This window comes from Streptomyces sp. NPDC002181 (assembly GCF_042890485.1).
Classification (GTDB): Bacteria; Actinomycetota; Actinomycetes; order Streptomycetales; family Streptomycetaceae; genus Streptomyces.
Genome location: NZ_JBIASC010000015.1, coordinates 95,371 through 120,829, shown reverse-complemented (window position 1 = coordinate 120,829; position 25,459 = coordinate 95,371). Strand labels below are relative to the sequence as shown.

The 25,459-nt window shown below is 73.0% G+C and carries 28 protein-coding genes and 1 pseudogene; 17 read left to right on the top strand and 12 right to left on the bottom strand.

Annotated features, from left to right (window positions below):
* Window positions 1-8 precede the first annotated feature (8 nt).
* Window positions 9-287, bottom strand: a complete 279-nt coding sequence (locus ACFYXV_RS30025) for a hypothetical protein (protein WP_385462752.1) — start codon at window positions 285-287, stop codon at window positions 9-11.
* 118 nt (window positions 288-405) lie between these two features.
* On the opposite strand from ACFYXV_RS30025, the gene ACFYXV_RS30020 reads away from it, so the two are divergent.
* Together ACFYXV_RS30020 and ACFYXV_RS30015 are read left to right on the top strand one after the other, a co-directional pair.
* Complete coding sequence (locus ACFYXV_RS30020) at window positions 406-1,686, top strand: VWA domain-containing protein (RefSeq protein ID WP_389384577.1); 1,281 nt, start codon at window positions 406-408, stop codon at window positions 1,684-1,686.
* Window positions 1,686-2,516 (top strand): hypothetical protein, encoded by an 831-nt coding sequence (locus tag ACFYXV_RS30015; protein WP_389384576.1) that lies wholly within the window; start codon window positions 1,686-1,688, stop codon window positions 2,514-2,516. Before ACFYXV_RS30020 ends, ACFYXV_RS30015 begins: the two co-directional genes overlap by 1 nt.
* Window positions 2,517-2,604: 88 nt before the next feature.
* Here the strand turns inward: ACFYXV_RS30015 and ACFYXV_RS30010 are convergent, their stop codons facing one another.
* Genes ACFYXV_RS30010 through ACFYXV_RS30000 form a run of 3 tightly spaced genes read right to left on the bottom strand, consistent with a single transcriptional unit; the run spans window position 2,605 to window position 5,314 of the window.
* Entirely contained in the window at window positions 2,605-3,444 is an 840-nt protein-coding gene (locus ACFYXV_RS30010; RefSeq protein ID WP_389384575.1) for a hypothetical protein, read from the bottom strand.
* Complete coding sequence (locus tag ACFYXV_RS30005) at window positions 3,441-4,091, bottom strand: response regulator (protein WP_389384574.1); 651 nt, start codon at window positions 4,089-4,091, stop codon at window positions 3,441-3,443. Before ACFYXV_RS30005 ends, ACFYXV_RS30010 begins: the two co-directional genes overlap by 4 nt.
* Window positions 4,079-5,314, bottom strand: coding sequence for a sensor histidine kinase (locus ACFYXV_RS30000; protein WP_385462767.1), 1,236 nt, complete (start codon window positions 5,312-5,314; stop codon window positions 4,079-4,081). The genes ACFYXV_RS30005 and ACFYXV_RS30000 overlap by 13 nt, the downstream gene beginning before the upstream one ends.
* Before the next feature lie 178 nt (window positions 5,315-5,492).
* Between ACFYXV_RS30000 and ACFYXV_RS29995 the strand changes: the two genes are divergently transcribed.
* Together ACFYXV_RS29995 and ACFYXV_RS29990 are read left to right on the top strand one after the other, a co-directional pair.
* On the top strand, window positions 5,493-5,897 hold the full coding sequence (locus ACFYXV_RS29995) for an LPXTG cell wall anchor domain-containing protein (RefSeq protein WP_383348312.1): 405 nt from the start codon (window positions 5,493-5,495) through the stop codon (window positions 5,895-5,897).
* Window positions 5,898-5,919: 22 nt separating this feature from the next.
* Window positions 5,920-6,303, top strand: a complete 384-nt coding sequence (locus tag ACFYXV_RS29990; RefSeq protein ID WP_389384573.1) for a hypothetical protein — start codon at window positions 5,920-5,922, stop codon at window positions 6,301-6,303.
* 16 nt (window positions 6,304-6,319) lie between these two features.
* Here ACFYXV_RS29990 and ACFYXV_RS29985 read toward each other — a convergent pair whose 3' ends face one another.
* The gene (locus tag ACFYXV_RS29985; RefSeq protein ID WP_385462773.1) at window positions 6,320-6,979 is read right to left on the bottom strand and encodes a DUF2278 family protein; all 660 of its coding nucleotides are present in this window, start codon (window positions 6,977-6,979) and stop codon (window positions 6,320-6,322) included.
* Window positions 6,980-7,123: 144 nt separating this feature from the next.
* Between ACFYXV_RS29985 and ACFYXV_RS29980 the strand changes: the two genes are divergently transcribed.
* Window positions 7,124-7,792: a DUF6445 family protein gene (locus tag ACFYXV_RS29980; RefSeq protein ID WP_389384572.1), complete on the top strand. Its 669-nt coding sequence runs from the start codon at window positions 7,124-7,126 to the stop codon at window positions 7,790-7,792.
* A gap of 25 nt (window positions 7,793-7,817) precedes the next feature.
* Here the strand turns inward: ACFYXV_RS29980 and ACFYXV_RS29975 are convergent, their stop codons facing one another.
* The gene (locus tag ACFYXV_RS29975) at window positions 7,818-9,023 is read right to left on the bottom strand and encodes an acyltransferase family protein (protein ID WP_389384571.1); all 1,206 of its coding nucleotides are present in this window, start codon (window positions 9,021-9,023) and stop codon (window positions 7,818-7,820) included.
* A gap of 305 nt (window positions 9,024-9,328) precedes the next feature.
* Here ACFYXV_RS29975 and ACFYXV_RS29970 point away from each other — a divergent pair, with 305 nt between their 5' ends.
* Together ACFYXV_RS29970 and ACFYXV_RS29965 are read left to right on the top strand one after the other, a co-directional pair.
* The gene (locus tag ACFYXV_RS29970) at window positions 9,329-9,994 is read left to right on the top strand and encodes a molybdopterin-dependent oxidoreductase (RefSeq protein WP_385462991.1); all 666 of its coding nucleotides are present in this window, start codon (window positions 9,329-9,331) and stop codon (window positions 9,992-9,994) included.
* Window positions 9,978-10,643: a cytochrome b/b6 domain-containing protein gene (locus ACFYXV_RS29965; RefSeq protein WP_389384570.1), complete on the top strand. Its 666-nt coding sequence runs from the start codon at window positions 9,978-9,980 to the stop codon at window positions 10,641-10,643. The genes ACFYXV_RS29970 and ACFYXV_RS29965 overlap by 17 nt, the downstream gene beginning before the upstream one ends.
* Before the next feature lie 51 nt (window positions 10,644-10,694).
* Here the strand turns inward: ACFYXV_RS29965 and ACFYXV_RS29960 are convergent, their stop codons facing one another.
* From ACFYXV_RS29960 to ACFYXV_RS29950, 3 genes and pseudogenes are all read right to left on the bottom strand, one after another.
* Window positions 10,695-12,263, bottom strand: a complete 1,569-nt coding sequence (locus ACFYXV_RS29960; protein ID WP_389384569.1) for a hypothetical protein — start codon at window positions 12,261-12,263, stop codon at window positions 10,695-10,697.
* 153 nt (window positions 12,264-12,416) lie between these two features.
* Window positions 12,417-12,611, bottom strand: a complete 195-nt coding sequence (locus tag ACFYXV_RS29955; protein WP_134074112.1) for a hypothetical protein — start codon at window positions 12,609-12,611, stop codon at window positions 12,417-12,419.
* Window positions 12,612-12,750: 139 nt separating this feature from the next.
* Window positions 12,751-13,057: pseudogene (locus tag ACFYXV_RS29950) on the bottom strand (ATP-binding cassette domain-containing protein); the annotation flags it as partial.
* Between ACFYXV_RS29950 and ACFYXV_RS29945 the strand changes: the two are divergent.
* Window positions 12,989-14,119: a fibronectin type III domain-containing protein gene (locus tag ACFYXV_RS29945; RefSeq protein ID WP_389384568.1), complete on the top strand. Its 1,131-nt coding sequence runs from the start codon at window positions 12,989-12,991 to the stop codon at window positions 14,117-14,119. The pseudogene ACFYXV_RS29950 and the gene ACFYXV_RS29945 sit on opposite strands and share 69 nt — an antisense overlap.
* A gap of 83 nt (window positions 14,120-14,202) precedes the next feature.
* Window positions 14,203-16,305, top strand: coding sequence for an ATP-binding protein (locus tag ACFYXV_RS29940; protein WP_389384567.1), 2,103 nt, complete (start codon window positions 14,203-14,205; stop codon window positions 16,303-16,305).
* 144 nt (window positions 16,306-16,449) lie between these two features.
* Here ACFYXV_RS29940 and ACFYXV_RS29935 read toward each other — a convergent pair whose 3' ends face one another.
* Entirely contained in the window at window positions 16,450-16,635 is a 186-nt protein-coding gene (locus ACFYXV_RS29935; protein ID WP_030158228.1) for a DUF5999 family protein, read from the bottom strand.
* Between the two features lie 155 nt (window positions 16,636-16,790).
* Between ACFYXV_RS29935 and ACFYXV_RS29930 the strand changes: the two genes are divergently transcribed.
* Both ACFYXV_RS29930 and ACFYXV_RS29925 read left to right on the top strand, forming a co-directional pair.
* Window positions 16,791-17,228, top strand: a complete 438-nt coding sequence (locus ACFYXV_RS29930; RefSeq protein ID WP_389384566.1) for an SRPBCC family protein — start codon at window positions 16,791-16,793, stop codon at window positions 17,226-17,228.
* A gap of 68 nt (window positions 17,229-17,296) precedes the next feature.
* Complete coding sequence (locus ACFYXV_RS29925) at window positions 17,297-18,058, top strand: hypothetical protein (protein WP_389384565.1); 762 nt, start codon at window positions 17,297-17,299, stop codon at window positions 18,056-18,058.
* 36 nt (window positions 18,059-18,094) lie between these two features.
* Here ACFYXV_RS29925 and ACFYXV_RS29920 read toward each other — a convergent pair whose 3' ends face one another.
* Complete coding sequence (locus ACFYXV_RS29920; protein WP_383348454.1) at window positions 18,095-19,327, bottom strand: acyl-CoA dehydrogenase family protein; 1,233 nt, start codon at window positions 19,325-19,327, stop codon at window positions 18,095-18,097.
* Between the two features lie 238 nt (window positions 19,328-19,565).
* On the opposite strand from ACFYXV_RS29920, the gene ACFYXV_RS29915 reads away from it, so the two are divergent.
* Window positions 19,566-20,210 (top strand): TetR family transcriptional regulator, encoded by a 645-nt coding sequence (locus ACFYXV_RS29915; RefSeq protein WP_382991550.1) that lies wholly within the window; start codon window positions 19,566-19,568, stop codon window positions 20,208-20,210.
* Window positions 20,211-20,237: 27 nt separating this feature from the next.
* On the opposite strand, the gene def is transcribed toward ACFYXV_RS29915, so the two are convergent.
* Window positions 20,238-20,801: a peptide deformylase gene (def, locus tag ACFYXV_RS29910; RefSeq protein ID WP_389384564.1), complete on the bottom strand. Its 564-nt coding sequence runs from the start codon at window positions 20,799-20,801 to the stop codon at window positions 20,238-20,240.
* A 122-nt stretch (window positions 20,802-20,923) separates the two neighbouring features.
* Between def and ACFYXV_RS29905 the strand changes: the two genes are divergently transcribed.
* From ACFYXV_RS29905 to ACFYXV_RS29885, 5 genes are all read left to right on the top strand, one after another.
* On the top strand, window positions 20,924-22,162 hold the full coding sequence (locus ACFYXV_RS29905; RefSeq protein ID WP_099893962.1) for a MurT ligase domain-containing protein: 1,239 nt from the start codon (window positions 20,924-20,926) through the stop codon (window positions 22,160-22,162).
* Window positions 22,163-22,193: 31 nt separating this feature from the next.
* On the top strand, window positions 22,194-22,922 hold the full coding sequence (locus ACFYXV_RS29900) for a type 1 glutamine amidotransferase (protein ID WP_030158241.1): 729 nt from the start codon (window positions 22,194-22,196) through the stop codon (window positions 22,920-22,922).
* A 213-nt stretch (window positions 22,923-23,135) separates the two neighbouring features.
* Window positions 23,136-24,161 (top strand): 6-phosphofructokinase, encoded by a 1,026-nt coding sequence (locus tag ACFYXV_RS29895; RefSeq protein ID WP_383348353.1) that lies wholly within the window; start codon window positions 23,136-23,138, stop codon window positions 24,159-24,161.
* 108 nt (window positions 24,162-24,269) lie between these two features.
* Window positions 24,270-25,226, top strand: a complete 957-nt coding sequence (locus tag ACFYXV_RS29890) for a cytochrome c oxidase assembly protein (RefSeq protein WP_383348356.1) — start codon at window positions 24,270-24,272, stop codon at window positions 25,224-25,226.
* A 32-nt stretch (window positions 25,227-25,258) separates the two neighbouring features.
* Window positions 25,259-25,417 carry a hypothetical protein gene (locus ACFYXV_RS29885; protein ID WP_165937333.1) on the top strand — a complete coding sequence of 53 codons (159 nt, stop codon included), beginning with the start codon at window positions 25,259-25,261 and terminating at the stop codon, window positions 25,415-25,417.
* Window positions 25,418-25,459 lie beyond the last annotated feature (42 nt).

The window sequence follows — 25,459 nt, the reverse complement described above, 5'->3', positions numbered from 1 at the left end:
TCCCCGCGTCAGTAACGGCGCGGGGACATCACCTGGGGTACCGCGTCCGGGGCCTCCAGGACGCAGCGCGGGACACCGGGGCCGGGGGTCGCCCGTACGGACACCGGGGTCGGCGGATCGGTCGGGAGTTCCACCTGCACGCTGACGGGCCGGTCGTGGTGCGTGGTGCCGTGCCCCGTCTCCTTGCCGTCGACCAGGATCTCCACCTCGACGCGGTGGCCGGTCTCGACGGTGGCGCTGACGGAGTGGCCCGCGTGATCGATGTGGAAGTGATGGCGCCGTCTCATGGGATCGCCTCCGTCGGGGCACTCCTGACCGTCCCCCGTCCAGCGTAGCCCCGCCCGCCGGGGGCGGCAGGTCGGGAGCGTTTTGGTCCCGGGGGCGGATCCTCAATACGATCCGGCGATGATCACAAGAAAATGGGTGGCGGCCGGGGCCTGCGGCCTGTTGGCCACTCTGGCGGTCGGGCTCTTCCCGGCGAATGCCGCCGCCGGTGAACCGGTGGCGAAGGAGTCCCCCAAGGTCGAGCTGGTCCTCGACGTCAGCGGCTCGATGCGGGCGACCGACATCGACGGAAAGTCGCGGATGGCCGCGGCGAAGCAGGCGTTCAACGAGGTGCTGGACGCCACGCCGGACGAGGTGCGGCTCGGGATACGGACCCTCGGGGCCACTTATCCCGGTGACGACCGGCAGCTCGGCTGCAAGGACACCAAGCAGCTCTACCCGGTCGGCAAGCTGGACCGGACCGAGGCGAAGACTGCGGTGGCCACCCTGGCCCCCACGGGCTGGACTCCGATCGGGCCGGCCCTGCTGGGCGCGGCCGACGACCTCAAGGGCGGCGACGCCACCCGGCGGATCGTGCTCATCACCGACGGCGAGGACACCTGCGCCCCGCTCGACCCCTGCGAGGTGGCCCGTGACATCGCGGCCCAGGGCATCCACCTCGTCATCGACACGCTCGGGCTCGTCCCCGACGCCAAGACGCGCAACCAGCTGATCTGCATCGCCGAGGCCACCGGCGGCACGTACACCTCGGTACAGCACACCGCCGAACTCTCGGGCCGCGTGAAGCAGTTGGTGGACCGGGCGGCGACCCCGGTCGTCACCCCGGTGGCGACCGAGGGCGCCAAGCAGTGCGCCGGAGCCCCGCAGCTCGGCGCGGGCCTCTACACGGACCGCGAGGCCTTCGGCGAGCACCGCTGGTACCGGGTCGACGTCAAGCCCGGCCAGGAGCTGCGCGCTTCTGTCAGCGTCGCGGCCGACCGGGCCGTCAACAACGACTACGGGGTCATGCTGCGGGCGACGACCGTCCACGGCCGGGAGATCGTCCGGGGCTCGGAGGCGGGCGACGGGCGCACCGACATGATCTCGACCGGTCTGCGCTACCCGAAGGCCGAGGCCGACGACTCCGACGAGGACGGCGACGGGAAGGCGGCGGTGGAGACGGTCTGCCTCCAGGTCAGCAACTCCTTCTCGGCTCCCGCCTCGGTGAAGACCACGCCGGGCCTGCCCGTCGAGCTCACCATCGACGTGGTGGACGGGCCCGACGACGCCGCCGACGCCGCCTCGTTCGGTCTCGGCCGCGGCTGGTGGCTGATCGGCGTGCTGGTCCTCGCCGGTCTCGTCGCCGGCCTGCTGTGGGGCTGGATCTCCCGCTGGCGTATCTCGGTCTGGAGGACCAACTGATGCGTACCGTACGCATACTGACCGCCGCCGCTCTCGCCGCGGGCGGTGTGCTCGGCACGGCGGGCGCCGCCCTCGCGGACACCCCGTCGGCGAGCGCGAGTACGAGCGCGAGCCCCGGCGGCAAGGCCTCCGGGCCGACCGAGGCGGGCACGGCCTTCCGGACCGCCACGGCGATCCGGCCGGGGCAGCGGGCCACGGCCGACGCGTCCACGGGTGACTACCTGTACTGGGTGCTCCCACTGGACTCGGGGCAGCGGGCCACGGTCAAGGCCACGGTGAAACTGCCTCCGGCGGCGAACCGGCACGGCGCCTCGACCTGGCAGCTGGACGTCTACGACGGACTGCGCCGCCGCCAGGCCTGTACGTACGGCACGCAGCAGGCCGCAGCGGCCAAGGAGGCCGCCTCGGCCGAGCTCTCCTGCACCCTGCGCACCGTGCGCCCGGGTGCGGAGCCCTGGGCCAACGACCCGCTGCCCGGAAGCTACTACGTCCGCCTGACGGTGATCGGCGTGGCGCAGGAGGACCTCGGTCTTCCCGTACGGGCCGAGGTCGAGGCCTCCACCCGGGACACGGGCGGCGCCTTCGCGGTGGACGGCGCCCTCGCGAAGCCGCTCGTACCCGGCATCGGCAAGACCGTCCAGGCGGGGTCCGGGAGTTCGGCGCAGCCGGCGGCGGTCGGCGAGCCGGCCGACGGCTGGTCCGGCGGCCGGTGGTCCGACCGCTGGATCTGGACGGCGGCGGGCGGGATCCTCGGCGCCCTCGCCGGCATCTTCGGATACTCCCTCACCCGTGGCCGGGGCCGCCCCTCCGGGGTCCCGCCCCGCGCCTGACCGGCCGGCGCCTGACCGGCCGGCGCCTGACCGGCCGGCGGCCGCGGCACCCCGCCGTGGCCGCCGGCCGGACACCCCCGGGCCGGGCCTAGTAGCCCGCCTCCGCGCGGCCCGCGTCCGCCGAGATGTCCAGGCGGCCCGGCGCCGAGGGGTCGTCCATCCCGGGGGCGACGTCACAACGCCCCGCCCCCGTACGGGCCGTGACCCGGAACCGGGTGGCCTCGGGGACGGTGAGCCGGAGCCGCCCGGCGCCCGCCCGGGCGGTGACCCGCTCCGGCGGCGCGGCGAAACGGACGGCGGCCGACCCCGCCCCGGCCCGGATCTCCGCCTGTGGCGAGGTGAGCCCCGAGGCTTCGAGGGAGCCCGAGCCGATGCCCGCCCGCAGCGGCCCGTGCAGTGCGCTCAGCCGCAGCGTCCCGGTACCGACCTCGGCGTCGACGGCGCCGCCGAGCCCGCTGATCACCACCGTGCCGGAGCCCGCCGTCACCTTCACCGGCATCCCGGCGGGCACGGTGACGCCCAGGTCGACCGAACAGCCGACGCCGGATTCCACGAACTCCGCGACCGCCGGGCAGCGCGGGGTCAGCTTCAGGGTGTCGCCGAGCCAGCTCTCCTCGATCTTCGGAGCCCCCGCAGACCAGCTCGCCCGGGCGTCGTAGACCACCCGCCCGTCGGAGCGGGGGGTGATGCGCACGTCCGCGCCGCCCGCCTCGATCTCCAGGGCGGTCACCGGCCGTTCGCCGCTGCCGCCGCTCAGCGTCCCGCTCTCGGTGGAGGCGAACGACCAGACCTGCCGGGCGGCGGGGGCGAGGACGAGGACGGCACTCAGGACGGCGACCACGATCCAGGCCGTACGCCGGGGGCGCCCTGCGCCGCCCCCGCCCCCTCCCCCGCCGCCTTCGCCGCTGCCCTCGCCGCCGTCGCTCACGCGCTGCCGTCCAGGAAGCGCAGGACCGCCAGCACCCGCCGGTGGTCGCCGTCGGCCTGCGGCAGGTCCAGCTTGGCGAGGATGTTGTTGATGTGCTTGGCCACGGCGCTCTCGCCGACCACGAGCTGCGCCGCGATCCCCGCGTTCGAACGCCCCTCGGCCATCAGCGCGAGCACCTCCCGCTCGCGCGGTGTGAGGCGCTCCAGCGGGTCGATGCCGCCCCGGCGCAGCAGCAGCTGCGAGACGACCTGCGGGTCGAGGGCGGTACCGCCGGCCGCGACCCGCCGGACGGCGTCGATGAACTCCTCGACGTCGGCGACCCGCTGCTTGAGCAGGTATCCGATGCCCCCGGCCCGTGCGGTCAGCAGATCGGCGGCGTAGCGCTCCTCCACGTACTGCGAGAGCAGCAGCACCGAGGTCCCGGGCCACTGCCTGCGGATCATCAGGGCGGCCCGTACTCCCTCGTCGGTGAATCCGGGCGGCATGCGGACGTCGACCAGGGCGAGGTCGGGTTCGTGCTCGGCGACGGCGGCGAGCAGGGCCTCGGCGTCCCCGGTTTCCGCCGCCACCTCGAATCCGGCCATTTCGAGGACCTTGGCCAGTCCTATTCGCAGCAGCACCGAATCCTCGGCGATCACAGCCCGCACGGCAGCTCCACAGTCACGACGGTCGGGCCCCCGAGGGGGCTGTTGATCAAGATGGTTCCGTCGACCGACCCTACGCGTTTGCGCAGGCCCAGCAGTCCCGTGCCGCGGGCCGCATCCGCGCCGCCCACCCCGTCGTCGGTGACGGTGATGCGCAGCAGGTCGCCGTCCCGGCGGGCTTCCACGCGGCAGTGCGAGGCCCTGGCGTGCTTGGCGACGTTGGCGAGGGCCTCGGAGACGACGAAGTAGGCGACGGCCTCGACGGTGGGGCCGGGCCGGCGCTCCAGCTCCACGGCCAGTTCGACGGGCAGGGGCGCCCGGGCCGCGATGCCGGAGAGGGCCGCGTCCAGCCCCCGGTCCTCCAGGACCGCCGGATGCAGGCCGCGTACGAGGTTGTTGAGCTCCTCGATGGCCTCCTTGGCCTCGCGGTGGGCCTCGTCGATCACGGCCTTGACCTCGGGCGGCAGGTCGGTGAGCGTGGCGCGGGCGATGCCGAGGTTCATGGCGAGGGCGACCAGCCGCTGCTGGGCGCCGTCGTGCAAGTCGCGTTCGATCCGGCGGCGTTCGAGGTCGGCCGCGTCCAGGACGCCGGCCCGGCTCTCGGCCAGGTCCTCGACGCGGCGTTCCAACTCCTTGGCCCGGTTGGGTCCGAGGAGCGCGGCTGCGGCGAAGGAATCGAGCCGGGCCAGGCCCGCGGCGAGCCAGGGGGTGGCGAGCAGCAGCAGGGCGCCGAGCACGGTGAAGGTGTCGTAGCTCCTCGTCCAGCCGGGGTCGCCGTACTCGAGGGGCAGCAGCCAGGACCAGCCGTACACGGAGGCCCCGGCGAACCCGCCCGCCCAGGCCAGGACGATCAGCGCCCCGCCGATCCCCGTGAGCGGGCTGACCAGCAGGTGGTAACCGTACTGCCGCCAGGTCGACTCCGAGCGCAGCCGTTCGAGCAGCGCCCGCGGGCGCAGCGACCGGTCCCCGTGGCGGACGGCCGGGATCTCCCGCTCCAGCAGCTCGCGGAAGCGGCTGCGCTGGAGCCGGGTGAGCAGCGGGGTCAGGACCAGCGACAGGAGCAGCACGAGGGGGGCGGCCTTGAAGAACACGAGCGCGGCTGCGGCCGGCAGGGCCATCGGGATCGCGGCGGCGGTGAACGCGGTGGTGCGCCAGGCCCACGCCGACCAGGGCGCATGATCGGCGGTCCAGCGTGTGGTACGCCGCAGCGCTCCGGAAAGTCCCATACCCGTACGGTAATCGCACTGGTCAGGGCCGCTCCATCACCCTGGTGCCCGGTCGGGGGTGTAGCCAGTGCCACCCCCGGTTCGGACGGTGCCGCTACTGATTCCGCGTCCCCGCCCGACCAGAGTGATCTTCGTACCCGGAGGACGGACCACCGGGGCCGGAAGGAGCTCCTCCACCATGACCCTCGTCGCCCCGCGCTTCCGGACCGGCCACACCTCCCGGCCCCGCCTGGCCACGCTGCTCACCGGCGCCGGGGTGGCGCTGCTCCCGTGGATGGTGGTGCTGGCGAAGACGCTGCCGCAGACCGCGGAGGTCTCCAACTGGTCGACGGCCTGGATCGGGCTGGACGCCATGCTGGCCGCGGGACTGAGCGGTACGGGTCTGCTGCTGGGGCGCCGTGATCCCCGCGCCGCGTCCCTGGCCGCGGCGACGGCCGCGCTGCTGCTGATGGACGCCTGGTTCGACGTGACCACCGCTGCCCCGGGCAGCGCCCGGGCGACGGCGGTGGCCCTGGCGGTGTGCGCGGAGCTGCCCTTGGCGGCGGCCTGTGCGGCGGTGGCGGCCCGCCGCCCGGTGTTCTAGCGTCGAAGGTGCGGGGTGAGCGATGCGCCGCGCCGAGGGTTCCCCCGAACTGCCCGCGCCGCCCGCGCCCCGCCCGTGGTCCGGCGCACCGGCGGGCCATGCGACCGACCCCGAGAGCAGGTGCGTCCGTATGCGTCCGTCGGCCCGTGTCCCCAGCATCCTCGCCGGTTTCGTCCTCGCCGCCGGCGGCGCGTTCTTCGCCGCCCCGGCCGCCGGCGCGGCCGCCCCCACCAGCGTCCAGCAGTGCGAGCAGTACGTCGTACAGCACGGCAAGCAGATCACGGACGGAGTCGGGCAGGCCTGCTACGAGGGCCAGATCGGCAACCAGACCAGCTGCGCCGCGAGCCTCCAGGCGGTCGGCATCTCCGCGGACGTCGCGTCCGGGGCCTGCCGCGCGGCCCACTAGCACGGCACGCCGGGGGTCACACCGGGTGGCCGTTCTCGTCGGTGGGCTCCCTCTGGGTGGAGAACTTGGAGACGAACACGTCGAAGAGGCCGTCCGGGCGGCGGGTCAGCGTTGCCCCGTCCTGCCAGATGCCGTTGTCCGGCCACCACTGGCTGCCGTAGGGGTCACCCTGGTTCTGGTGGATGTTGTGCATGCCGAGCCCCTCGTCGAAGGGCTCGCCGAAGACCAGGACCGGCCGGCCCACGACGAGGATCGGCTCCAGCGCCGCCGAGGCCTCCAGGTACGAGCCCGAGATCCAGGGCCGGGGCGGGTTCAGCCGGTCCAGGATCCGCTGGTACCACCGCGGCGGGTGGCCTCCGAGGAGACAGCCGGGGCGGTCCGCGAGCGCCGGGTGCCGCTGGTAGTCGAGGGCGCCGGACCCGGAGGTCCGGGCGAGGTCGTGGTAGCCGGGCGCGGGCGAGGCGACGGGGTCGAGCACCGAGGCGTGCAGGGTGAAGACCTTCCACTGCACCCCGATCGCGGAGTGCTTGCTGTCCACGTCGACGGCGCATTCGTAGCGTCCGGCGGGCGCGTCGACCTCCAGGTGGACGTGGAACCAGCGGCCCTGGTCGTCGGGCCGGTCGCGGAAGTGGCGGTGCAGGGTCCCGGACAGCACTCCGTAGTTTTCGAGCGGCATCCCGCCAGTGAACCACCCGGGCCGCCCCGCGGCGGGCGCCGAGGGGCGTGTCCGGGCGATCTCCGGGGCCATGGTGAACACTTGACGGAACGTTGACTCCTTCCGGAGCGAGCCCCGGCGGACCCGGTGGCTACCGTCCCTGCCATGCCCCTACCTCCTCCCCTCCCGGTCCTCCCGTACCGCAAGCCGACCCGCGGCCGCGACTACTGGGTGCTGGACGACGTGCTGCCGGACCCGAACGCCGTGCGGGAGCGCTGCCTGGCCAAGGACGACTGGACCGAGGGCTACCCCCGCAAGCCCGAGAGCTGGCCGGGGCTGCGCGCGATGCCGGGCCTGGAGCCCGATGAACTGGCCCTGGTGGAACGGCTGGTGCGCAAGTCCACCGGCGCCCCGAAGCTCTGGGCCGAACGGCCCGCGGGCGGCGGCACGTTCAACCACAACTGCGTCCAGGTCGTCGGCGAGGGCGAGTCCGAGCCGCGCCCGCACACCGACTCACGGAGCCTGTGCCGCTACGCCGCCGTGCTCTACCTCAATCCGAAGGTCCCGAAGGACTGCGGGACCAGTTTCTACCGGCAGAGCCTGCCCGGCGGCGCGCTGGGCGGCAATCAGGTGATCGCGCCGCACAACAACCTGGTCGACGCCCTGGGCACCCGCTTCGTCTCCCCGGACTCCTTCACCGAGGACGTACGGGTCCCCCACCGCGCCAACCGCCTGCTGCTCTACTCCGCCAACCTGATCCACAGCGCCACCGGCTATTGGGGCCAGACCCTGGAGGAGAAGCGGATGACGGCCGTCTTCTTCTGGAAGGCGTAGTCGGCAGAGCCGCCCGGGCGGGCGGTCAGCGCCGGATCGTACGGACGCGCTCCGCCTCGGGCGCCGGGGCCTGGGCCGGGACCCCGGGGATCGCCGGGACCGCTGCCGGCTGCGCGGACATCCGGCGGATGTCCTGCACGGCGCGCCGCAGTACGGTGCGCAGCCGGCGGCCCAGGGGACGCTCCACCAGCCGGTGGACGAGCCAGGCGAGCACCACCATGAACGCGGTCACGCCCAGGACGAGGGGGACGGGCCGCACCTCGTGGCGGAAGTGGTGGATGAACGTCAGCCCGGCCATCATGTGGATCAGGTACAGCGGATAGGTGAGCGCTCCCGCGTGCCCCAGCCAGCGCCACCGGACGCGGTCGAAGGCCCCGAGGGCGATGCCCGCCATGACGAGGAACCCGCAGGCTATGACGACGTGGGCCGGCCAGACCGGCGTGTGCGCGGCGACGCCGCGCCCCAGGTTGCTGATCATGCGTCCCTGGACGTAGCTCTGCGCGAGGACGAACTGGAGGCCGGCGATGCCCCACAGGACGGCGTTGGGTCCGAAGCGGCGCATGAGGTGGAAGGCTATCCCCGCGATGAAGTACGGCGAGAAGGTCGGGATCGCGAAGAAGGACAGCACTCCGCTGTCCGCGGTGGGCGCCACCACGCCGGCCACCGTCCAGACCGTGCAGAAGACCACGCAGTTGCGGTAGGTGACGCCGCGCACGACGACCAGCGCGAACAGGGCGTAGAACTTCAGCTCGACGAAGAGGGTCCAGTACGCGTCGTCGATGTGCGGCACCTTCATGCCGCCCTGGAGCATCGACAGGTTCACCACGACGTCGCTGAACGCCTTGACCCCGCGTACCTCCGGCCACGCGAACAGGGTCCCGGCCGTGAACAGGACGGCCGCCCAATAGGCCGGGAAGAGACGGGAGATGCGGGAGGCGGCGAACTCGCCCACGCCGCGGCCCCAGGCGCTCATGCAGATGACGAACCCGCTGACGACGAAGAAGATCTCGACGCCCAGCCAGCCGTAGGCGGCCCAGGCGCTCGCGACGGGGAAGACGGAGGTGGCCGGTTCTCCCCAGCCGCTGTCGAGCGCCAGGTAGTGGTAGCACAGGACGGCCAGTGCGGCGAGGATCCGGACGCCGTCCAGGGCGGCCAGGCGGGTGCCGCCGCCCGGTACGGCCCCCCGTACGGTGCCCGGCCCGGGGGATCCGATGGCTCTCGACGCGCTCATACCGTGGCCGCCCCTTCCCTGGGTGATGGTCCGATGAACAGATTTGATCAACCGGCACCCTACCGGGCACCTCCGGCGGCCACCCCTGCCCGCCCGACAAGGTGTGACGGAAGTCTGACGGCCGGCCGCGGGGCCTGGTGCGGGGGCGGCGGCGGTGGTCGAATCGGTCCGTGAGCCCAGCACCCGCAGCCGTACCCGCACCGCAGCCGCCACCAGGCCCCGGCCCCGAAACCGGCACCGAACCCGGCACCGATCCCGACCCCGACGGCCGGGGCGCGCCGATCGGCCGCCGCCTGGTCCTCGGGATGGTCGGGCTCGGCGCCGCCGGGCTGGTCGCCGCCCCGTACCTCCAGCGGGGCTTCGAAGCCGTCCTCGGCGCGGCCTCCACCAAGGACCCCACCGGCCTGACCGGCCTGCTGCCGAACGGCGGCGGGTTCCGCTACTACTCGGTGGCCTCCTCCGTGCCCGAGCGCGGCCCCGAGAACTACCGGCTCACCGTCGACGGCCTGGTCGACCGCCCCGCGACGTACACCCTGGACGCGCTGCGGGCGCTTCCGCAGACCCGGGTCGTACGGGACGTCCAGTGCGTCACCGGCTGGCGGGTACCGGGCACGCCCTTCGAGGGGGTCCCGCTGACGCGGCTGCTCGATGCCGCCGGTGTGCGGCCCGAGGCGCGGGCCATCCGGTTCCGCTGTTTCGACGGCACGTACACCGAGTCGCTGACCCTCTCCCAGGCCCGCCGGGACGACGTCATGGTGGCGCTGCGCATGCAGGACAAGCCGCTGAGCCACTCGCACGGCGGGCCGGTCCGCCTGTACGTCGCCCCCATGTACTTCTACAAGTCCGCGAAGTGGCTCTCCGGCATCACCCTCACCCGTGACGTGCAGCCCGGCTACTGGGAAGACCTCGGGTACGAGGTCGACGCATGGGTCGGCCGGTCGAACGGACGCGACGATGCGCCGACCGTCTGATCCGGTGCTGCGGCACACCGAGCTCACCGGGCACGCCGAGCACACCGAGCACACCGGTCGGATCCGTCGGTTCAGCCGCGCCGAGCGGTGGATCCACCGGTCCACGGCCGCGCTGATGGGCCTGTGCGTCGCCACCGCCGCCTGCCTGTACCTGCCCGCGCTCGCGGAACTCGTCGGCCGCCGCCACCTCGTCGTCACCGTCCACGTCTGGTCCGGACTGCTGCTCGCCGTACCGTTCCTGCTGGGGCTCGCCTCGCGGGCGTTCCGCGCCGATCTGCGACGCCTGGGCCGGTTCGGGCCGCACGACCGGGTCTGGCTGCGGGCCGCCCTGCGGCGCGACCGGTTGACCCGGCGGCCCGCCGGGAAGTTCAACGCCGGGCAGAAGGTGTACGCGGGCTGGCTGGCCGGGGCGGTGCTGGTGATGGCGGGCACCGGCATCATGATGTGGTGGACCGGGCTGGTCCCGCTCGGCCGGCGCACGGCGGCCACCTTCGTCCACGACTGGCTGGCCCTTGCGGTCGCCGTCGTGCTCGCCGCGCACATCGGCAAGGCCCTGGGCGACCCCGAGGCGCGCCGGGGCCTGCGCACCGGCTCCGTCGGCCGGGACTGGGCCGAGCGCGAACACCCGCTGTGGCGGCCCGGGGAGTGAGGGGGCCGGCCGGCGCGGATCCCGCGTCGGCCGGCCCCGCGCCGGTCTCCGTCAGCCGCCGTCGCGCACGGCGACGATGCCGTTGAAGACGCCGACGTACGCGGTGCCGTCGGGTCCGAGCGTGATCGGCGCCCAGTTGTTGTCGTACAGCGGCCCGGTGCCGGTCAGCTGCCGCCAGCGGCGCTCGCCGGTGCGGAAGTCCACGGCCGTCAGGTACCAGGCGTCGATCCCCCAGGCGTTGGGCTCCTTCTCGTAGAAATAGAGCAGCCCGTTCGCGGTGGACAGTTTCGGGACCACGGAGGGCGAGCGGACGGTGCTCTGCCACACGGTGTCGCACCCGCTGCCGTCGGCGCGGACGTCGATCCGGCTGGCCCCGCCGACGACCGATTTGCCGAGCAGCAGGCTGGTGAGGTTCTCGTAGCCGTAGTTGTTCTCGACGACGATGCTGTTGCCCCAGGTGATCAGGGAGTTGTCGGTGGTCGACGCGCCGCTGCCGAACACCGGGACCTTGCAGACGAGCCGCTGGTCGGCGGGTACGTCCGTCCCCCGCCGGTAGACCAGGACGTTCATGCGGTCGTCGGCGTTGTCGGTGATGGCGACGTAGCCGTCGCCGAAGAGGTCCGGGGTGGTGCCCGAACCCTGGTTCACGGATCCGGGTTTGGTTCCCGTACCGCGGTCGTACGTCTGGCGCCACTGCACTTCGGGGGTGCCGTCGGCGGCGGCGCGGAAGCTGTAGAGGGCGTGGTCGGTGACGATCGACACCCCGTCCTCGGCGACCGAGAAGGAGTTCTGGATCTCCTCGCCCGGCAGGCGGATCGAGCGGATCTGCGCGGTCCCCGGATCCACGGTGCCCACGCGGCCCTGGCGGGTGACCCACCAGATGCGGCCGTTCCAGTCGGGCATCACGGACGTGACCGGGTCGCAGGTGCCGCTGGGGCGCAGATTGGTCCAGGTGACGCAGTCGTGCGGGACCTGGCCGGTGAGGTCCCAGTCGTCGACGACGTCGAACGTCCAGCTTCCGTCCGGCCGCTGGGCGTGCGAGAGGCGCAGGATGTGCTGGCGGGAGTCGGCCAGCACGGCCCGGTCCTGGTCGTCGAGGTAGAAGTAGGCGCCGCCCGAGGTGTCCTTGAAGATCTTCGAGAAGTCGAGGGAGGTGATCGCCTCGACCGTCGAGGAACGCTGCGGAAGCTGGTGTTCCGCAAGCGTGGCCAGCGTATGGGGATCGAGGAGCTTGACCTTGAAGCCCGTGAAGGTGCCGCACACCGTGACCAGCCGGCCGCCCGCGTCGAACGTGGCGGTGGCGCATTCGCCGCCGAGGGCCGCGATCTTCTCGCTGCTGACGCGCGGGCTCTTGCCGAGCGGTCCGGACCAGGGGGAGGTGGCGCTGCCCCCGGCGTCGGAGTGCATTCCGCTGCGGCCGTTGGGCGCGAGGAAGGGGTGCTGGGGCGGGGCCTCGCCGGGCAGCGGGACGGCGGCCACGGGGGCGCCGTCGTAGTGGCTGACCAGGCGGTGGCCGGGTGCCTGGGGTATCTCCGCGGCCTGCGCCGGCGAGATCCCGTACATCGCGGTGAACACGATGAGGGCGGGGACCACGGCGCAGTTCAGCGCTCTTCGGAACATCCGGACTTCCTCCGTTCTCTTCAGTTTTATTGACAGTGCGTATGACATCGCGCCCGCCGCCAGACGCTAGATCGCACGGCCCGAGGAGTCCATGGAGGAACCGGATGATTCATGAAGGCGCAACAGTTGATCAATTCGCCCCGGGCGGCCGGCCTACGGGCGCAGCCCGGAGACCACCTCGGCCGTGGCCGTCAGACCGTCGTGGATGGTCGCCGCCATGCTGCTGCTCGCGAGGTAGAAGCCGAGCAGCACGCAGACGAGGGCGTGGGAGAACTTGAGGCCGCCGCTGCGCATGAAGATCCATGCGAGGACGAGGAGCAGCACGACCACGGAGAGCGAGATCACCATCGTTACCTCCTGAGAGCGGCGCCCATCGTGGCGCAGGAGGGGGTTCCTTCGGGCGAAACCGGTGTCCGCCGAACGGGTGTTGACCGTCCGTGACGGGCGATCAGTGCTTGACGATCTCGTCCCGGTGGGTCGTACGGTCCATGGCGGTCATCTCGTCGCAGACCGGCCGGCGCGGGCGCACCACCAAGGCGCGCGCCAGGCAGGCGCGTTGCAGCTGTGCGCGGCGCCCGGTGCCGAAAGCCGGTCACGGCGGCGCCGTCGAGGACCACGGCGCCCCGGTCGGGCCGGTGCAGCAGGGCGGCGACCCGGGCGAGCGTGGACTTGCCGCAGCCGCTGGGGCCGAGCAGGGCGAGGGATTCGCCGGGGCGGAGCGCGAGGTGCGCGTCGCGGGCGGCGGGGAGCTCGGGCGGGGCGCCCGGGACGGGGGTGAAGGCCCGTTCGGGCAGGGCGTCGAGGAGGCCGCGGGCGCACGGGTCTTGCCGCACCGCCCGCACCCGTGCCATATATGTCTAGACCTTTACGAGGAAGCGGAAGCCGAGGAAGGCCCCCCCGTGCGACGCACCGCCCCCCTGCTCGCCCTCTGCCTGGCCGGCACCGTGCTCACCGCCTGCACCGCCGCCGACACCACGCCCCCGGCGGCCCCCGCCGGGATCACCGCCCAGGCCGGCAGCGCCACCTCCGTGCACGTCATGTGGCAGGCGGCGGCCCCGGCCGACGCGGTGACCAACTACCAGGTCTTCCAGGCGGGCCGGCTGGTGCGTGAACTCCCGGCCGACAAGACGATGGTGGACGTCACCGGCCTCACCCCGCAGACCTCCTACGCCTTCACGGTCCGGGCCCGGGACGCCGCCGGGAACACCTCCGCCCCGAGCGCCTCCGCCCAGGCCGCCACCCCGGCCGCCAAGGCCGAGGACCACCAGGCCCCGACCGCGCCCGCCCGCACCACGGGCCGGGCGGACGGGCCCCGGTCCGCCACGCTGTCCTGGGCCGCGGCGAGCGACGACACCGGCGTGACCGCGTACGACGTCTACCAGGGCGGCGTACGGATCCACACGGCCGGCCCCGGCGAGAGCGCCACCACCCTGACCGGCCTCCAGCCCGACACCGTCTACACCTTCACCGTGCGGGCCCGCGACGGGGCGGACAACTCCTCCCCCGACGGTCCGCCGGTGGACGTGACCACCCCGCCCTCCGCCGGACAGGGCCCGGGCACCGCGCCCGCCGAGTTCACCGCGACCGCCTCCCCCGGCTCCGTCACGCTGACCTGGACCGCCCCGGACACCGGCCGCCCGACCACCGAGTACGAACTCCACGTCAACGGAAGGCCCGTCACCGTCATCCAGTTCGGCGCCGGCGCCGCGCCCGCCTCCGGAGCCGCCCGGGTGGAGCACCGGCTCACCGTGACCGAGCCGGCCGGCACGCGGTGGACGCTCAAGCTGCGCGCCCGGCTGCCCGACGGCAACTGGGGGGCCTTCTCGGCGGAGCGGAACATCGTACTCGTGGCCTGAGGCGCACGGCGGGCCTCCGGCAACATGACGGCAATCCGGACGGAACGGCGCGCCGTGGCCATAAGATCGCGCACAATACACCCGTGTTCGGTGAGTACGCGTTCAACAAAAAACGGCCGGATTCCGGGGAAGGCGACGGCGATCCCGATCCGGCTCCCTGCGCCCCGCCGGGAAACCTGCCGCCCGACCCCCCGGGCTTCGTCGGCCGGGAGAGCGAACTCGCGGAACTCCATTGCCTGTTGCGCTCCCGCAGGCTGACCACCCTCACCGGCGTCGGCGGCGTGGGCAAGTCCCGCCTCGCCCTGCGGGCCGTCAGCGACCCCGCACAGGCCCGGCCCGACGGGGTCTGGTGGGTGGAGCTCTCACCGCTGCGCGACCCCGGCCTGCTCACCATGACGGTCGCCCACGCGGTGGGCCTGGCCGACCACTCCGCCCGCCCCCTCGACGAGGAGCTGTGCGCGTGGATGGCCGACAGGGAACTGCTCCTCGTCCTCGACACCTGCGAGCACCTGGTGGCCGAATGCCGCCACCTCGTGGGTGAACTCCTCCAGTCCGCACCGGGACTGACGGTCCTGGTGACGTCCCGGGAACCCCTCGACAGCCGCTGCGAACAGGTCCTCGAAGTCTGCCCGCTGCCCTGCGAGGGGCCCGACAGCGATGCCCTCGCCCTGTTCCGCGCCCGGGCCGTGGCCGCGACCGCGGATGCCGCCGCGGCCTTCGAAGACCCCCGGCGGGCGCGGCTGGCCGCCGAGGTGTGCCGCCGCCTCGACGGGATCCCGCTGGCCCTCGAACTCGCGGGGGCCCGGCTGCGGCTGTGGACCCTGGAGCAGATGGCGCAGCGCCTCGGGACCCGCTTCGCCGTGCTCTCCGACAGCGGGCGCGTGCTCCAGCCCCGGCACCGCACGATGCGGACCGCGATCGGCTGGAGCCACGAACTGTGCGAGCCGGTGGAACGGCTGCTGTGGGCCCGGCTGTCCGTCTTCACCGGGGACTTCGACATCGCCGCCGCCCGGGCCGTGTGCTCGGGCGGACCGCTGCCCGCCTCACGGGTGGAGCGGGTGCTCGCGGGCCTGGTCGCGAAGTCCGTCGTACGGCGCACCCTGGAGCGGGGGACGGGCGCCCGCTACCGGATGCTGGACACCATCCGCGAGTACGGCCACGACTGGCTGACCGAGCTCGGCGAGGTGCAGACCGTCGCCGACCGGCACGCCCACTGGTACGCGGCGCTCTGCCAGGCGGCCGACCGGGGCTGGATGAGCCCGGAGCAGGTGGACTGGTACCGCAGGATGACCACCGAGCACGCGCAGCTGCGCACGGCGCTGGAGCACCTCCTCGGCGCCGACCCCGCGGCAGCCCTGGAGATGGCCGGGGCCCTGTGGTTCTTCTGGTTCTCCTGCGGGCACGTCCACGAGGGCCGGGGCTTCCTGGAACGGGCCCTGCGCACGGCCCCGGGCACGGGCGCCGCGTACACCCAGGCCCTGTGGGCCCTCGGTCTGACCGCCCTGCTCCAGGGGGACATGGACGCGGCCCGCGAGCTGGGCGGGGAGTGCACCCACGCGGCGGGCCGGCTGGCGGATCCCGAACCGGAGCTGCGCGCCGCCTACTTGCACGGGGTGTCGCTGCTCATGCCCGGTGACCCCGTACGGGCGCTGGAGCTGGCGGGGCCGCGGGCACGGGCCGGCCACGGCGGGCGCACCAGCGGCCCGGGCTGGCTGCTGTGCCGGCTGGCGACCGGCTACGCCCTGTGCGACCTGCAGCGCTTCGAGGAGGCCGCCGAGGAGGCCCGGGGGCTGCGCGAGGCCTGCGCGGAGCTGGGCGAGCGCTGGCTGCGGGCGTACGCGGACTACATCCTGGCGGTCGCGGCGCTCGGGCTCGGCCGCCACGGAGAGGCGGCGCGCCACGTACGGGCGATGCTCTCCGGGAAGCGGCTGCTCGGCGACCGCTTCGGCATCGCACTCGGCCTGGACGTGCTCGCGGCGGCGGTGGCGGCCCTGGGCGACGGGGAGCTCGCGGCGCGGCTGCTGGGCACCGCGCACGCCTGGTGGCGCACGGTCGGCCGGCCGCAGATGGGCTCACCCTCGCTGACGGCCCTGCGGGACCAGGGCGAGCGGCAGGCCCGCGCGGCGATCGGGGACGAGGCCTTCGAGGCCGCGTTCCTGGGCGGAACCGCGGCGCCCACCGGCTGAACTCCAGCCGGTGGGGCCGCGTAACGCCGGGGCTCCCGTCAGTACGGGAGGGGTCTGCCCGACGGTGTGCGCAGGTCCAGGTCTCGTGGTGCGGGCTTGGGGACGGGCTTGCGGATCAGCTGCTGGCGCATGCGGCCTCCTCGCTCAGACCAGGGCCGGGCGGCGGGGTTCCACCGCGCGGCCGTCGGGGAGCAGCTCACCGGTGTCGTCGAAGACCACCAGGCCGTTGCAGAGCAGGCTCCAGCCCTGTTCGGGGCGGAAGGCCACGGTGCGGGCGGCGTCGTGGTCGGCGCTGTCGGCGGACGGGCAGGGGGGCTGGTGGGAGCACATGGCGCACCTCCTCGCTGTGTGGGGCGGGAGGGCCGGTGGTCACCCGGTCGAATCCGCGATCCACGGTGGCGGTGAGTATTGCTGATCGCCGCCCCCGGACGGAACCCATATTCGGGGTCCAGTTCAGGGTGTGTATGCCCGCTTACCATGCGCTCATGCCCGGTATTCGGATCGTTCACCGAACCCCCCTCCCGCCCGCCGCGGCCTGGTCGCGGGTCACGGACTGGGAACGCCACGGCGCACAGGTCCCGCTCACGCGGACGATCATCGGGACGGCGCCCCCCACGGGCGCCGGAACGCGCTTCACGGCGCGCACGGGCGTGGGGAGGATCACGTTCGACGACCTCATGGAAGTCGTGCTCTGGCGGCCCCCGGCCGAGGCCTCACCGGGACTGGTCCGGCTGGAGAAGCGCGGTCGCGCGGTCACGGGCTGGGCGGAGATCGAGGTCCGCCCCGGTCCGGCCGGCGGATCGCTGGTGGAGTGGCGCGAGGAGCTGCGCGTGCGCGGGCTGGGGCGCCGCTTCGACCCGCTGGTCGCGGCGGCCGGGCGGCTGCTCTTCTCGCGGGCCCTCGCCCGGCTGCTGCGGGAGTGACGGCGCGGGCTAGGGTGCCGGTGATCACCGACCGCCCGGTGAGCACCGCGAGACCCGAGGAGAGATCCGTGGCCACTCCGCCACCGCAGCACGGCGCCGGCCCGTACCAGCCGTACGGGCCGCGGCAGGGCGGCCCCCACTCCCCGTACGGGGTCCCGCCGCAGGCCGTGCCGTACGGCCACGGCCACCAGCCGATGCCGCAGGCGCCGTACGGCTGCCGCGTGTGCGGGGCCCAGCCGGCCGTGCGGGCCACCGTGCGGGGGCACCAGGGGATGCTGGTGCTGATGCGGTTCCTGCGCCAGGAGGGGCCGTTCTGCCGCGACTGCGGGCTCGCCACCTACCGCAAGATGTCCGCGGACACCCTGTGGCAGGGCTGGTGGGGGCCGCTGTCCCTGTTCATCACGCCGGTGACCGTGCTCATGAACCTCGCGGCGCGCTCCCGCTTCGTCGGGCTCGCTCCCCCGGCGGGACACATCCTGCCCTCGCTGAGCCCCGGCAAGCCGCTGTGGCGCCGCCCGCCCGCGCTGGTCTTCCTCGCGGCGGCCGTGCTGATCGCCCTCGCACCGCCCCTCCTCGTACTGCTGGGCCTGACGGCCGGGGACGACGAGCCGTCGGCCGGCCCGGCCGTCGGGACGTGCGTGCGCGACGCGGACAGGCTGCGCAACGAGAGGCTGGTTCCGGAAGCCTGCGGTTCCCCGCTGGCCGCGTACCTGGTCACCAAGGAGCGGGGCACCGGCGACGCGGACTGCGCCGCCGGCGACCTGATCAGCGTCCCCGAGAAGTGGTCCGAGGGCGCCCGTTCGCTGTGCCTCACGCCCGTGCCCCACTGAGGCACTCACTCGCGGAGCACGGCGGGCGGCGGCCGGCTAGCGGATCGGCATCTCCGAGATCGTGCGGGCGATCACCAGCCGCTGGATCTCGCTGGTGCCCTCGAAGATCGTGTAGATCGCGCTGTCGCGGTGCATGCGCTCCACCGGGTACTCGCGGGTGAATCCGTTGCCGCCGAGGATCTGGACCGCCTGGGCGGTGACCTTCTTGGCGACCTCGCTCGCGAACAGCTTCGACATGGAGCCTTCGGCCGAGGTGAAGGGCTTGCCCGCGACCGCCATCCAGGAGGCCCGCCACACCAGCAGCCGGGCCGCGTCGATGGAGGTCCGCATGTCGGCGAGCTGGAAGGCCACGCCCTGGTTGTCGATGATCGGACGGCCGAACTGCGTACGGGTCTTGGCGTAGTCGAGGGCCACCTCGTACGCGGCGCGCGCGGTGCCGACGGCCATGGCGCCGACGGCCGGGCGGGAGGCCTCGAAGGTGGCCATGGCCGCGTTCTTCACGCGCTCGCCACCGCCGCCGGCCCTGGCCCGCTCGTGGGCCCGGGCGAGCCGCTCGTCCAGCTTCTCCTTGCCGCCGAGCAGGCAGGAGCCGGGCACGCGGACGTCCTCCAGGACCACCTCGGCGGTGTGCGAGGCGCGGATGCCGTGCTTCTTGAACTTCTGGCCCTGGGAGAGGCCCGGGGTGTTCGGCGGCACGATGAAGGAGGCGTGGCCCTTGGTGCCGAGCTCGGGGTCGACGACCGCGACGACGATGTGGACGTTGGCGATGCCGCCGTTGGTCGCCCAGGTCTTGGTGCCGTTGAGCACCCACTCGTCCTTGGCCTGGTCGTAGACGGCGCGGGTGCGCATCGCGCCGACGTCGGATCCGGCGTCCGGCTCGGAGGAGCAGAAGGCGGCGACCTTCACGTCGTCGGGGGTGCCGTACATCTGCGGGATCCAGGTACCGATCTGCTCCTCGGTGCCGTTGGCGACGACGCCGATGGCGGCGAGCCCGGTGCCGACGATCGACAGGGCGATGCCCGCGTCACCCCAGAACAGCTCTTCCATGGCCACCGGGATACCGAGACCGGTAGGGTCGAAGAACTGCTGGGCGTAGAAGTCGAGCGAGTAGATGCCGACCTTGGCGGCCTCCTGGATGACGGGCCACGGAGTCTCTTCGCGCTCGTCCCATTCCGCGGCCGCGGGGCGGATCACCTCGGCGGCGAAGCCGTGGATCCAGTCGCGTACCTGCTTCTGGTCGTCATTGAGCTCCATGGTGAACTCCGCCATGTTCCCCTCCAGCTGTGCGTCCACCAGTGTGTTACTAGCGGTAACCCATACGGTGGCCACAGTCTGTTACCGGCGAGTAGGCACTGTCAAGCAGCGCCGCCGCCGAGCCGTCCGCGGGGCGGCGTCGGAGCGGTGGCGGGGCGGCGTCGGGGGCGGCCGATTCGATCGCGAGGGTGTGCGGGGTGTTACGTTGCGTGGGCGTCACGCACCATCGCAAGGGCGGGGAGAGAAACACGTCATGGAGACCACTCAGCAGGCCGGCGAACCGGGAGCGGCCGAGCGCCGCAGGCGGGAGCTGCTCGAAGCGGCCGACCGGGTCGTCCTCCGGGACGGACCCAAGGCGTCCATGAACGCCATCGCCGCGGAGGCCGGCATCACCAAGCCGATCCTCTACCGGCACTTCGGCGACAAGGCCGGGCTCTACCAGGCGCTCGCCGTCCGGCACACCGACGCCCTGCTCGACTCGCTGCGGGCCGCGCTCGACGCCCCGGCCGAGCGCCGCAGCCGCGTGGAGTCCACCCTCGACACCTACCTCGCGGCCATCGAGGCCCGTCCGCAGGTCTACCGCTTCCTCATGCACCCCGCAGAGGACTCGCAGGCCGCCGAGAAGGGCTTCGACGTGGGCGTGCACTCGGCCCCGCTGCTGCGCCGGCTCGGCGAGGAGCTCGCCGACGTCATCGGCGAGCGCGTGGACCTCGGCCCCGGCGGCGAGCGCCTGGCCCGGATCTGGGGCCACGGCATCGTCGGCATGATGCACGCCGCCGGCGACTGGTGGCTCGGCGAGCGCCCGTGCGAGCGCGCGGAGTTGGTCACCGGACTCACCGACCTGCTGTGGGGCCGGCTGGCCACGGCCGGCAACCGCGCGGACGGCCCGGGGTTCTGAGGCCCTGCCCTCCGAAAGGGGCCGCGCTCAGTCCTGCGCGGCCGCCGCTGCCCGTGCGCCCCAAGGCGTCTTGCGGATCGCCCGCCGCAGCCGCCTGGCGCGCAGCCCCGTGACCCGGTCCGCGTAGACCGTGCCGTCGAGGTGGTCGCACTCGTGCTGGAGGCAGCGCGCGAAGAACCCGGTGCCCTCGATCCGTACGGGCGCGCCGTCGGAGGTGACCCCCTCGACGACCGCGCGGTCGAAGCGGACCGTGCCCGCCTCCAGGCCGGGCAGCGACAGGCAGCCCTCGGGGCCGCGGAACTCGTCCCCGTCGGCCGCCACCAGGCGCGGGTTGACGATGTGCCCGACGTGGCGCACGTCCTCGTCGTCGGGGCAGTCGTACACGAACACCCGCTGCCCGACGCCGATCTGGTTCGCGGCGAGGCCGACGCCCTCGGCGGCGTACATCGTCGCGAACATGTCCTCGACGAGCCGTTCGAGGGCCGGGCCGAACGCGGTGACCTCCTCGCACGGCGAGTGGAGCACCGGGTCGCCGAGCAGGCTCATGGTGCGGACGAGGCCGGTGGTACCGGGGATGGGGCGCTGTCGCATGGCGGTAAGGGTACGACGGGCGAATATATGAGGAGATCTGCGGCGCCCTGGGGCGCCGCGGTCAAGGCCGTGGCCGGTACTGGATAGGCTGGGGCCGACCGACGCAAGGAGGACAAGGGACGATGGCAGGCAACACAGAGCCGCTTTCGCCGCGGGCCAAGCTGGCCGTGACGGCGGGCAAGGCCGCGGCGGCGGTGTCGCGGGCCGCGGGACGCGGAAGCGGATCGGTGATCGGCGGGAAGGTCGCACTCAAGCTCGACCCCGATCTCCTCGGAGCGCTCGCGCAGCATCTCGACGTCGTCCTCGTCTCGGCGACGAACGGCAAGACCACGACGACCCGGCTGATCGCCGAGGCCCTGCGGGCCAGCGGTCCCGTCGTCTCCAACGCCCTCGGCGCGAACATGCCGGCCGGCATCACCTCCGCCCTCGCGGGCGGCTCGGACGCCAAGTACGGCGTGATCGAGGTGGACGAGAAGTACCTCGCCGGAGTGGCCCGGGACGTCACCCCCAAGGTGATCGCCCTGCTGAACCTCTCCCGCGACCAGCTGGACCGCGCCGCCGAGACCCGCATGCTCGCGGAGAAGTGGCGCGAGGGCCTCCAGGGCTCCAAGGCCGTCATCGTCGCCAACTGCGACGACCCGCTCATCGTGTGGTCGGCCTCCTCCTCGCAGAACGTGGTGTGGGTCGCCGCGGGCCAGGAGTGGAAGGACGACGCCTGGTCGTGCCCCTCCTGCGGTGGCGTCATGCAGCGCCCCGGCGACGACTGGTTCTGCGGCGAGTGCGGATTCCGGCGCCCCACCCCGAGCTGGGTGCTGTCCGGGGACCACGTCCTCGACCCGCACGGCTCGGCCTGGCCGATCCACCTCCAGCTGCCCGGCCGCGCCAACAAGGCGAACGCCGCCACCTCGGCCGCCGTGGCCGCCGTCTTCGGCGTCCCGCCGCAGGTCGCGCTGGAGCGGATGTACCAGGTGCAGGCCGTAGCCGGCCGCTACGACGTCATCACCTTCCAGGGCCGTGAGCTGCGCCTGCTGCTCGCGAAGAACCCGGCGGGCTGGCTCGAAACGTTTTCGCTGATCGACCCGCCGCCGACCCCGGTGATCCTCTCGGTGAACGCGCGCGGCGCCGACGGCACAGACACCTCCTGGCTGTGGGACGTGGACTACCCGCGCCTGGCCGGGCACCCGATCTTCGTGATCGGCGACCGCAAGCTGGACCTCGCGGTCCGCCTTGAGGTCGCGGGCCTGGACTTCCGCGTGTGCGAGACCCTCGACGAGGCCGTGCAGCTGGCGCCGCCCGGGCAGATCGAGCTGATCGCCAACTACACCGCCTTCCAGGACGTGCGCCGCCGCGTCGGCAACTAGAACTCTCACCTGAACCGCAGAGGACAAGAGCATGAGCGACAACAGCCTGCGTCTGGTGTGGGTCTACCCCGACCTGCTGAGCACGTACGGAGACCAGGGCAACGCCCTCGTGGTGGAGCGCCGGGCGCGCCAGCGCGGCCTGGACGTGCAGCGCGTGGACGTGCGCAGCGACCAGCCCATCCCCACCTCGGGCGACATCTACCTGATCGGCGGCGGTGAGGACCGCCCGCAGCGGCTCGCCGCGGAGCGCCTGCTGCGCGACGGCGGTCTGGAGCGGGCCGTCTCGAACGGGGCGATCGTCTTCTCCGTCTGCGCCGGCTACCAGATCCTCGGCAACGAGTTCGTCAACGACATGGGCGAACGCCAGGAGGGCCTCGGCCTGCTGGACGTGGTGACCGTGCGCGGCGAGGGCGAGCGGTGCGTCGGCGACGTCCTCGCGGACATCGACCCGCGCCTGAACCTGCCCCAGCTGACGGGCTTCGAGAACCACCAGGGCGTCACCCACCTCGGTCCGACCGCGCGGCCCTTCGCCCGCACCCGGCTGGGCCGCGGCAACGGCACGGGCGACGGCACCGAGGGCGCCTACAACGACACCGTCTTCGGCACCTACATGCACGGCCCCGTGATGGCCCGCAACCCGCAGATCGCGGACCTGCTGCTGAAGCTGGCCCTCGACGTGAACGCGCTGCCGCCCATCGACGACCGCTGGTACGAGGCGCTGCGCGCGGAGCGCATCGCGGCGGCCACGCAGCCCGCGTAGCACCGCGCGGACCGCTCATCGGGGCGGCCCCGCCATCATGTGTTCGGCCCGGTTTTCCCTTGGGGGAACCGGGCCGACGTGGTTTCGTACGACGAGTATGACCAGCATGTGGAGGATGGTTCAGTCCACCTCTCCACCGCTTGTAGGGTGGCCGTAGTTCCAACCGGACGACGTGGTCCGGTCGTCGGCCCACGTTGCAAAGGTCTTCCTGCCATGCGCATTGGTGTGCTCACTTCCGGCGGCGACTGCCCCGGCCTCAATGCGGTCATCCGCTCCGTCGTCCACCGCGCCGTCGTCGACCACGGCGACGAGGTCATCGGCTTCCACGACGGCTGGCGCGGCCTGCTGGAGTGCGACTACCGCAAGCTGGACCTCGATGCCGTCGCCGGCATCCTGGCCCGCGGCGGCACGATCCTGGGCTCCTCGCGGGTGCAGCCCGCGCACCTGCGCGACGGCGTGGAGCGGGCCCGCGGCCACGTGGCCGACCTCGGCCTCGACGCCATCATCCCGATCGGCGGCGAGGGCACCCTGAAGGCCGCGAACCTGCTCTCGCAGGCCGGCCTGCCGATCGTGGGCGTGCCGAAGACCATCGACAACGACATCGCCTCGACGGACGTCACGTTCGGGTTCGACACCGCCGTCGGGGTCGCCACCGAGGCCCTGGACCGGCTGAAGACCACCGCCGAGTCCCACCAGCGCGTGATGGTGGTGGAGGTCATGGGCCGCCACACCGGCTGGATCGCCCTGCACTCGGGCATGGCCGCCGGCGCGCACGCCATCGTCGTCCCGGAGCGCCCCTTCGACATCGGCGAACTGACGGCGATCGTCGGCGAGCGCTTCTCGGCGGGCAAGCGGTTCGCGATCGTCGTCGTCGCCGAGGGCGCCAAGCCGCGCGCCGGCTCCATGGACTTCCAGGAGGGCGGCACCGACCAGTACGGGCACGAGCGCTTCGCCGGCATCGGCAACCTGCTCGCGGTCGAGCTGGAGCGGCGCCTGGGCAAGGAGGCCCGTCCGGTCATCCTGGGCCACGTCCAGCGCGGCGGTACGCCGACCGCGTACGACCGGGTCCTTGCCACCCGCTTCGGCTGGCACGCGGTCGAGGCGGCGCACCGCGGCGAGTTCGGGATGCTGACCGCGCTGCGCGGCACGGAGATCGAGATGGTCCCGCTCGCCGACGCCGTGCAGACCCTGAAGACGGTCCCGGAGGAGCGGTACTCCGAGGCCCAGAACGTTCTGTGATGTTTCCCCCCTTCTGGTCCGATATCCCGTAGTTGCCGCCCCCGGACGCGATCGCGCACGGGGGCGGCACTACTGTGGTGGGGCATCACAGGTCAAGGGAGTGAACAGATGGATCACAGCGGGCACGGCATGGACATGAACATGGACCTGCCACCGTTCACTCTCGGGCGCGGGCTGGAATTCTCCTTCGACGCGTTCTTCCTGATCGGCTCGCTGGTGGGCCTCGGCCTGTACCTGTGGGGCGTGGTGCGGCTGCGCCGGCGCGGGGACGCCTGGCCGCTGGGCCGGACCATCGCCTTCACCGCCGGCGTGCTGAGCGTCGCCCTGGTGATGTGCACCAAGCTGAACGACTACGGCATGGTCATGTTCAGCGTGCACATGATCCAGCACATGGTCATCAGCATGCTCTCCCCGATCCTGCTCCTGCTGGGCGCACCGGTGACGCTGGCGCTGCGCGCGCTGCCGCCCGCCGCCCGCGGCCACAAGGGTCCGCGTGAGCTGCTGCTGATGCTGCTGCACAGCCGGTACATGAAGGTGATCACCCACCCGGTGTTCACGATCCCCCTGTTCATCGCCAGCCTCTACGCCCTCTACTTCACCCCGATCTTCGACTTCCTGATGGAGAGCAAGGCCGGGCACATCGGCATGATGGTGCACTTCCTGGCCGTCGGCCTGGTCTTCTTCTGGCCGATCATGGGCGTGGACCCGGGCCCGCACCGCCCCGGCTACGTGATGCGCATGCTGGAGCTCTTCGCCGGCATGCCGTTCCACGCCTTCTTCGGCATCGCGCTGATGATGGCGAGCGAGCCGATGATCAAGACGTACGCGAACCCGCCGGCCTCCCTCGGCATCGACCCGCTGCTCGACCAGCAGTGGGGCGGCGGCATCGCCTGGGCGTTCAGCGAGATCCCGTCCGTACTGGTCCTGATCGCGCTGGTCTACCAGTGGTACCACTCCGAGCAGCGGGCGGCGAAGCGCGCGGACCGGGCCGCGGACCGCGACGGCGACCAGGAGCTGGAGGCGTACAACTCCTATCTCGCCTCACTCCAAGCGCGTGGCCAGTAGCGCGCCGGCACCTTCGCGCGCGACCATGGGGCATGACCGGATCCGTTAAGGCGATGGCCGTCATGACCTTCGCCGCTCTGGTGGCCGTCGCCACGTACTCCGTGGCCCTCGGCAGCAACGGCTGGCTGTGGTTCGGCTGGGTCGTTCTCGGCCTGCTGACCGCCGGCATGGCAGCCTCCCGCAAAACCTGAACCGGCGCCCGCGCGCACCGTCCGATCCTCCCGCCCCCGCGC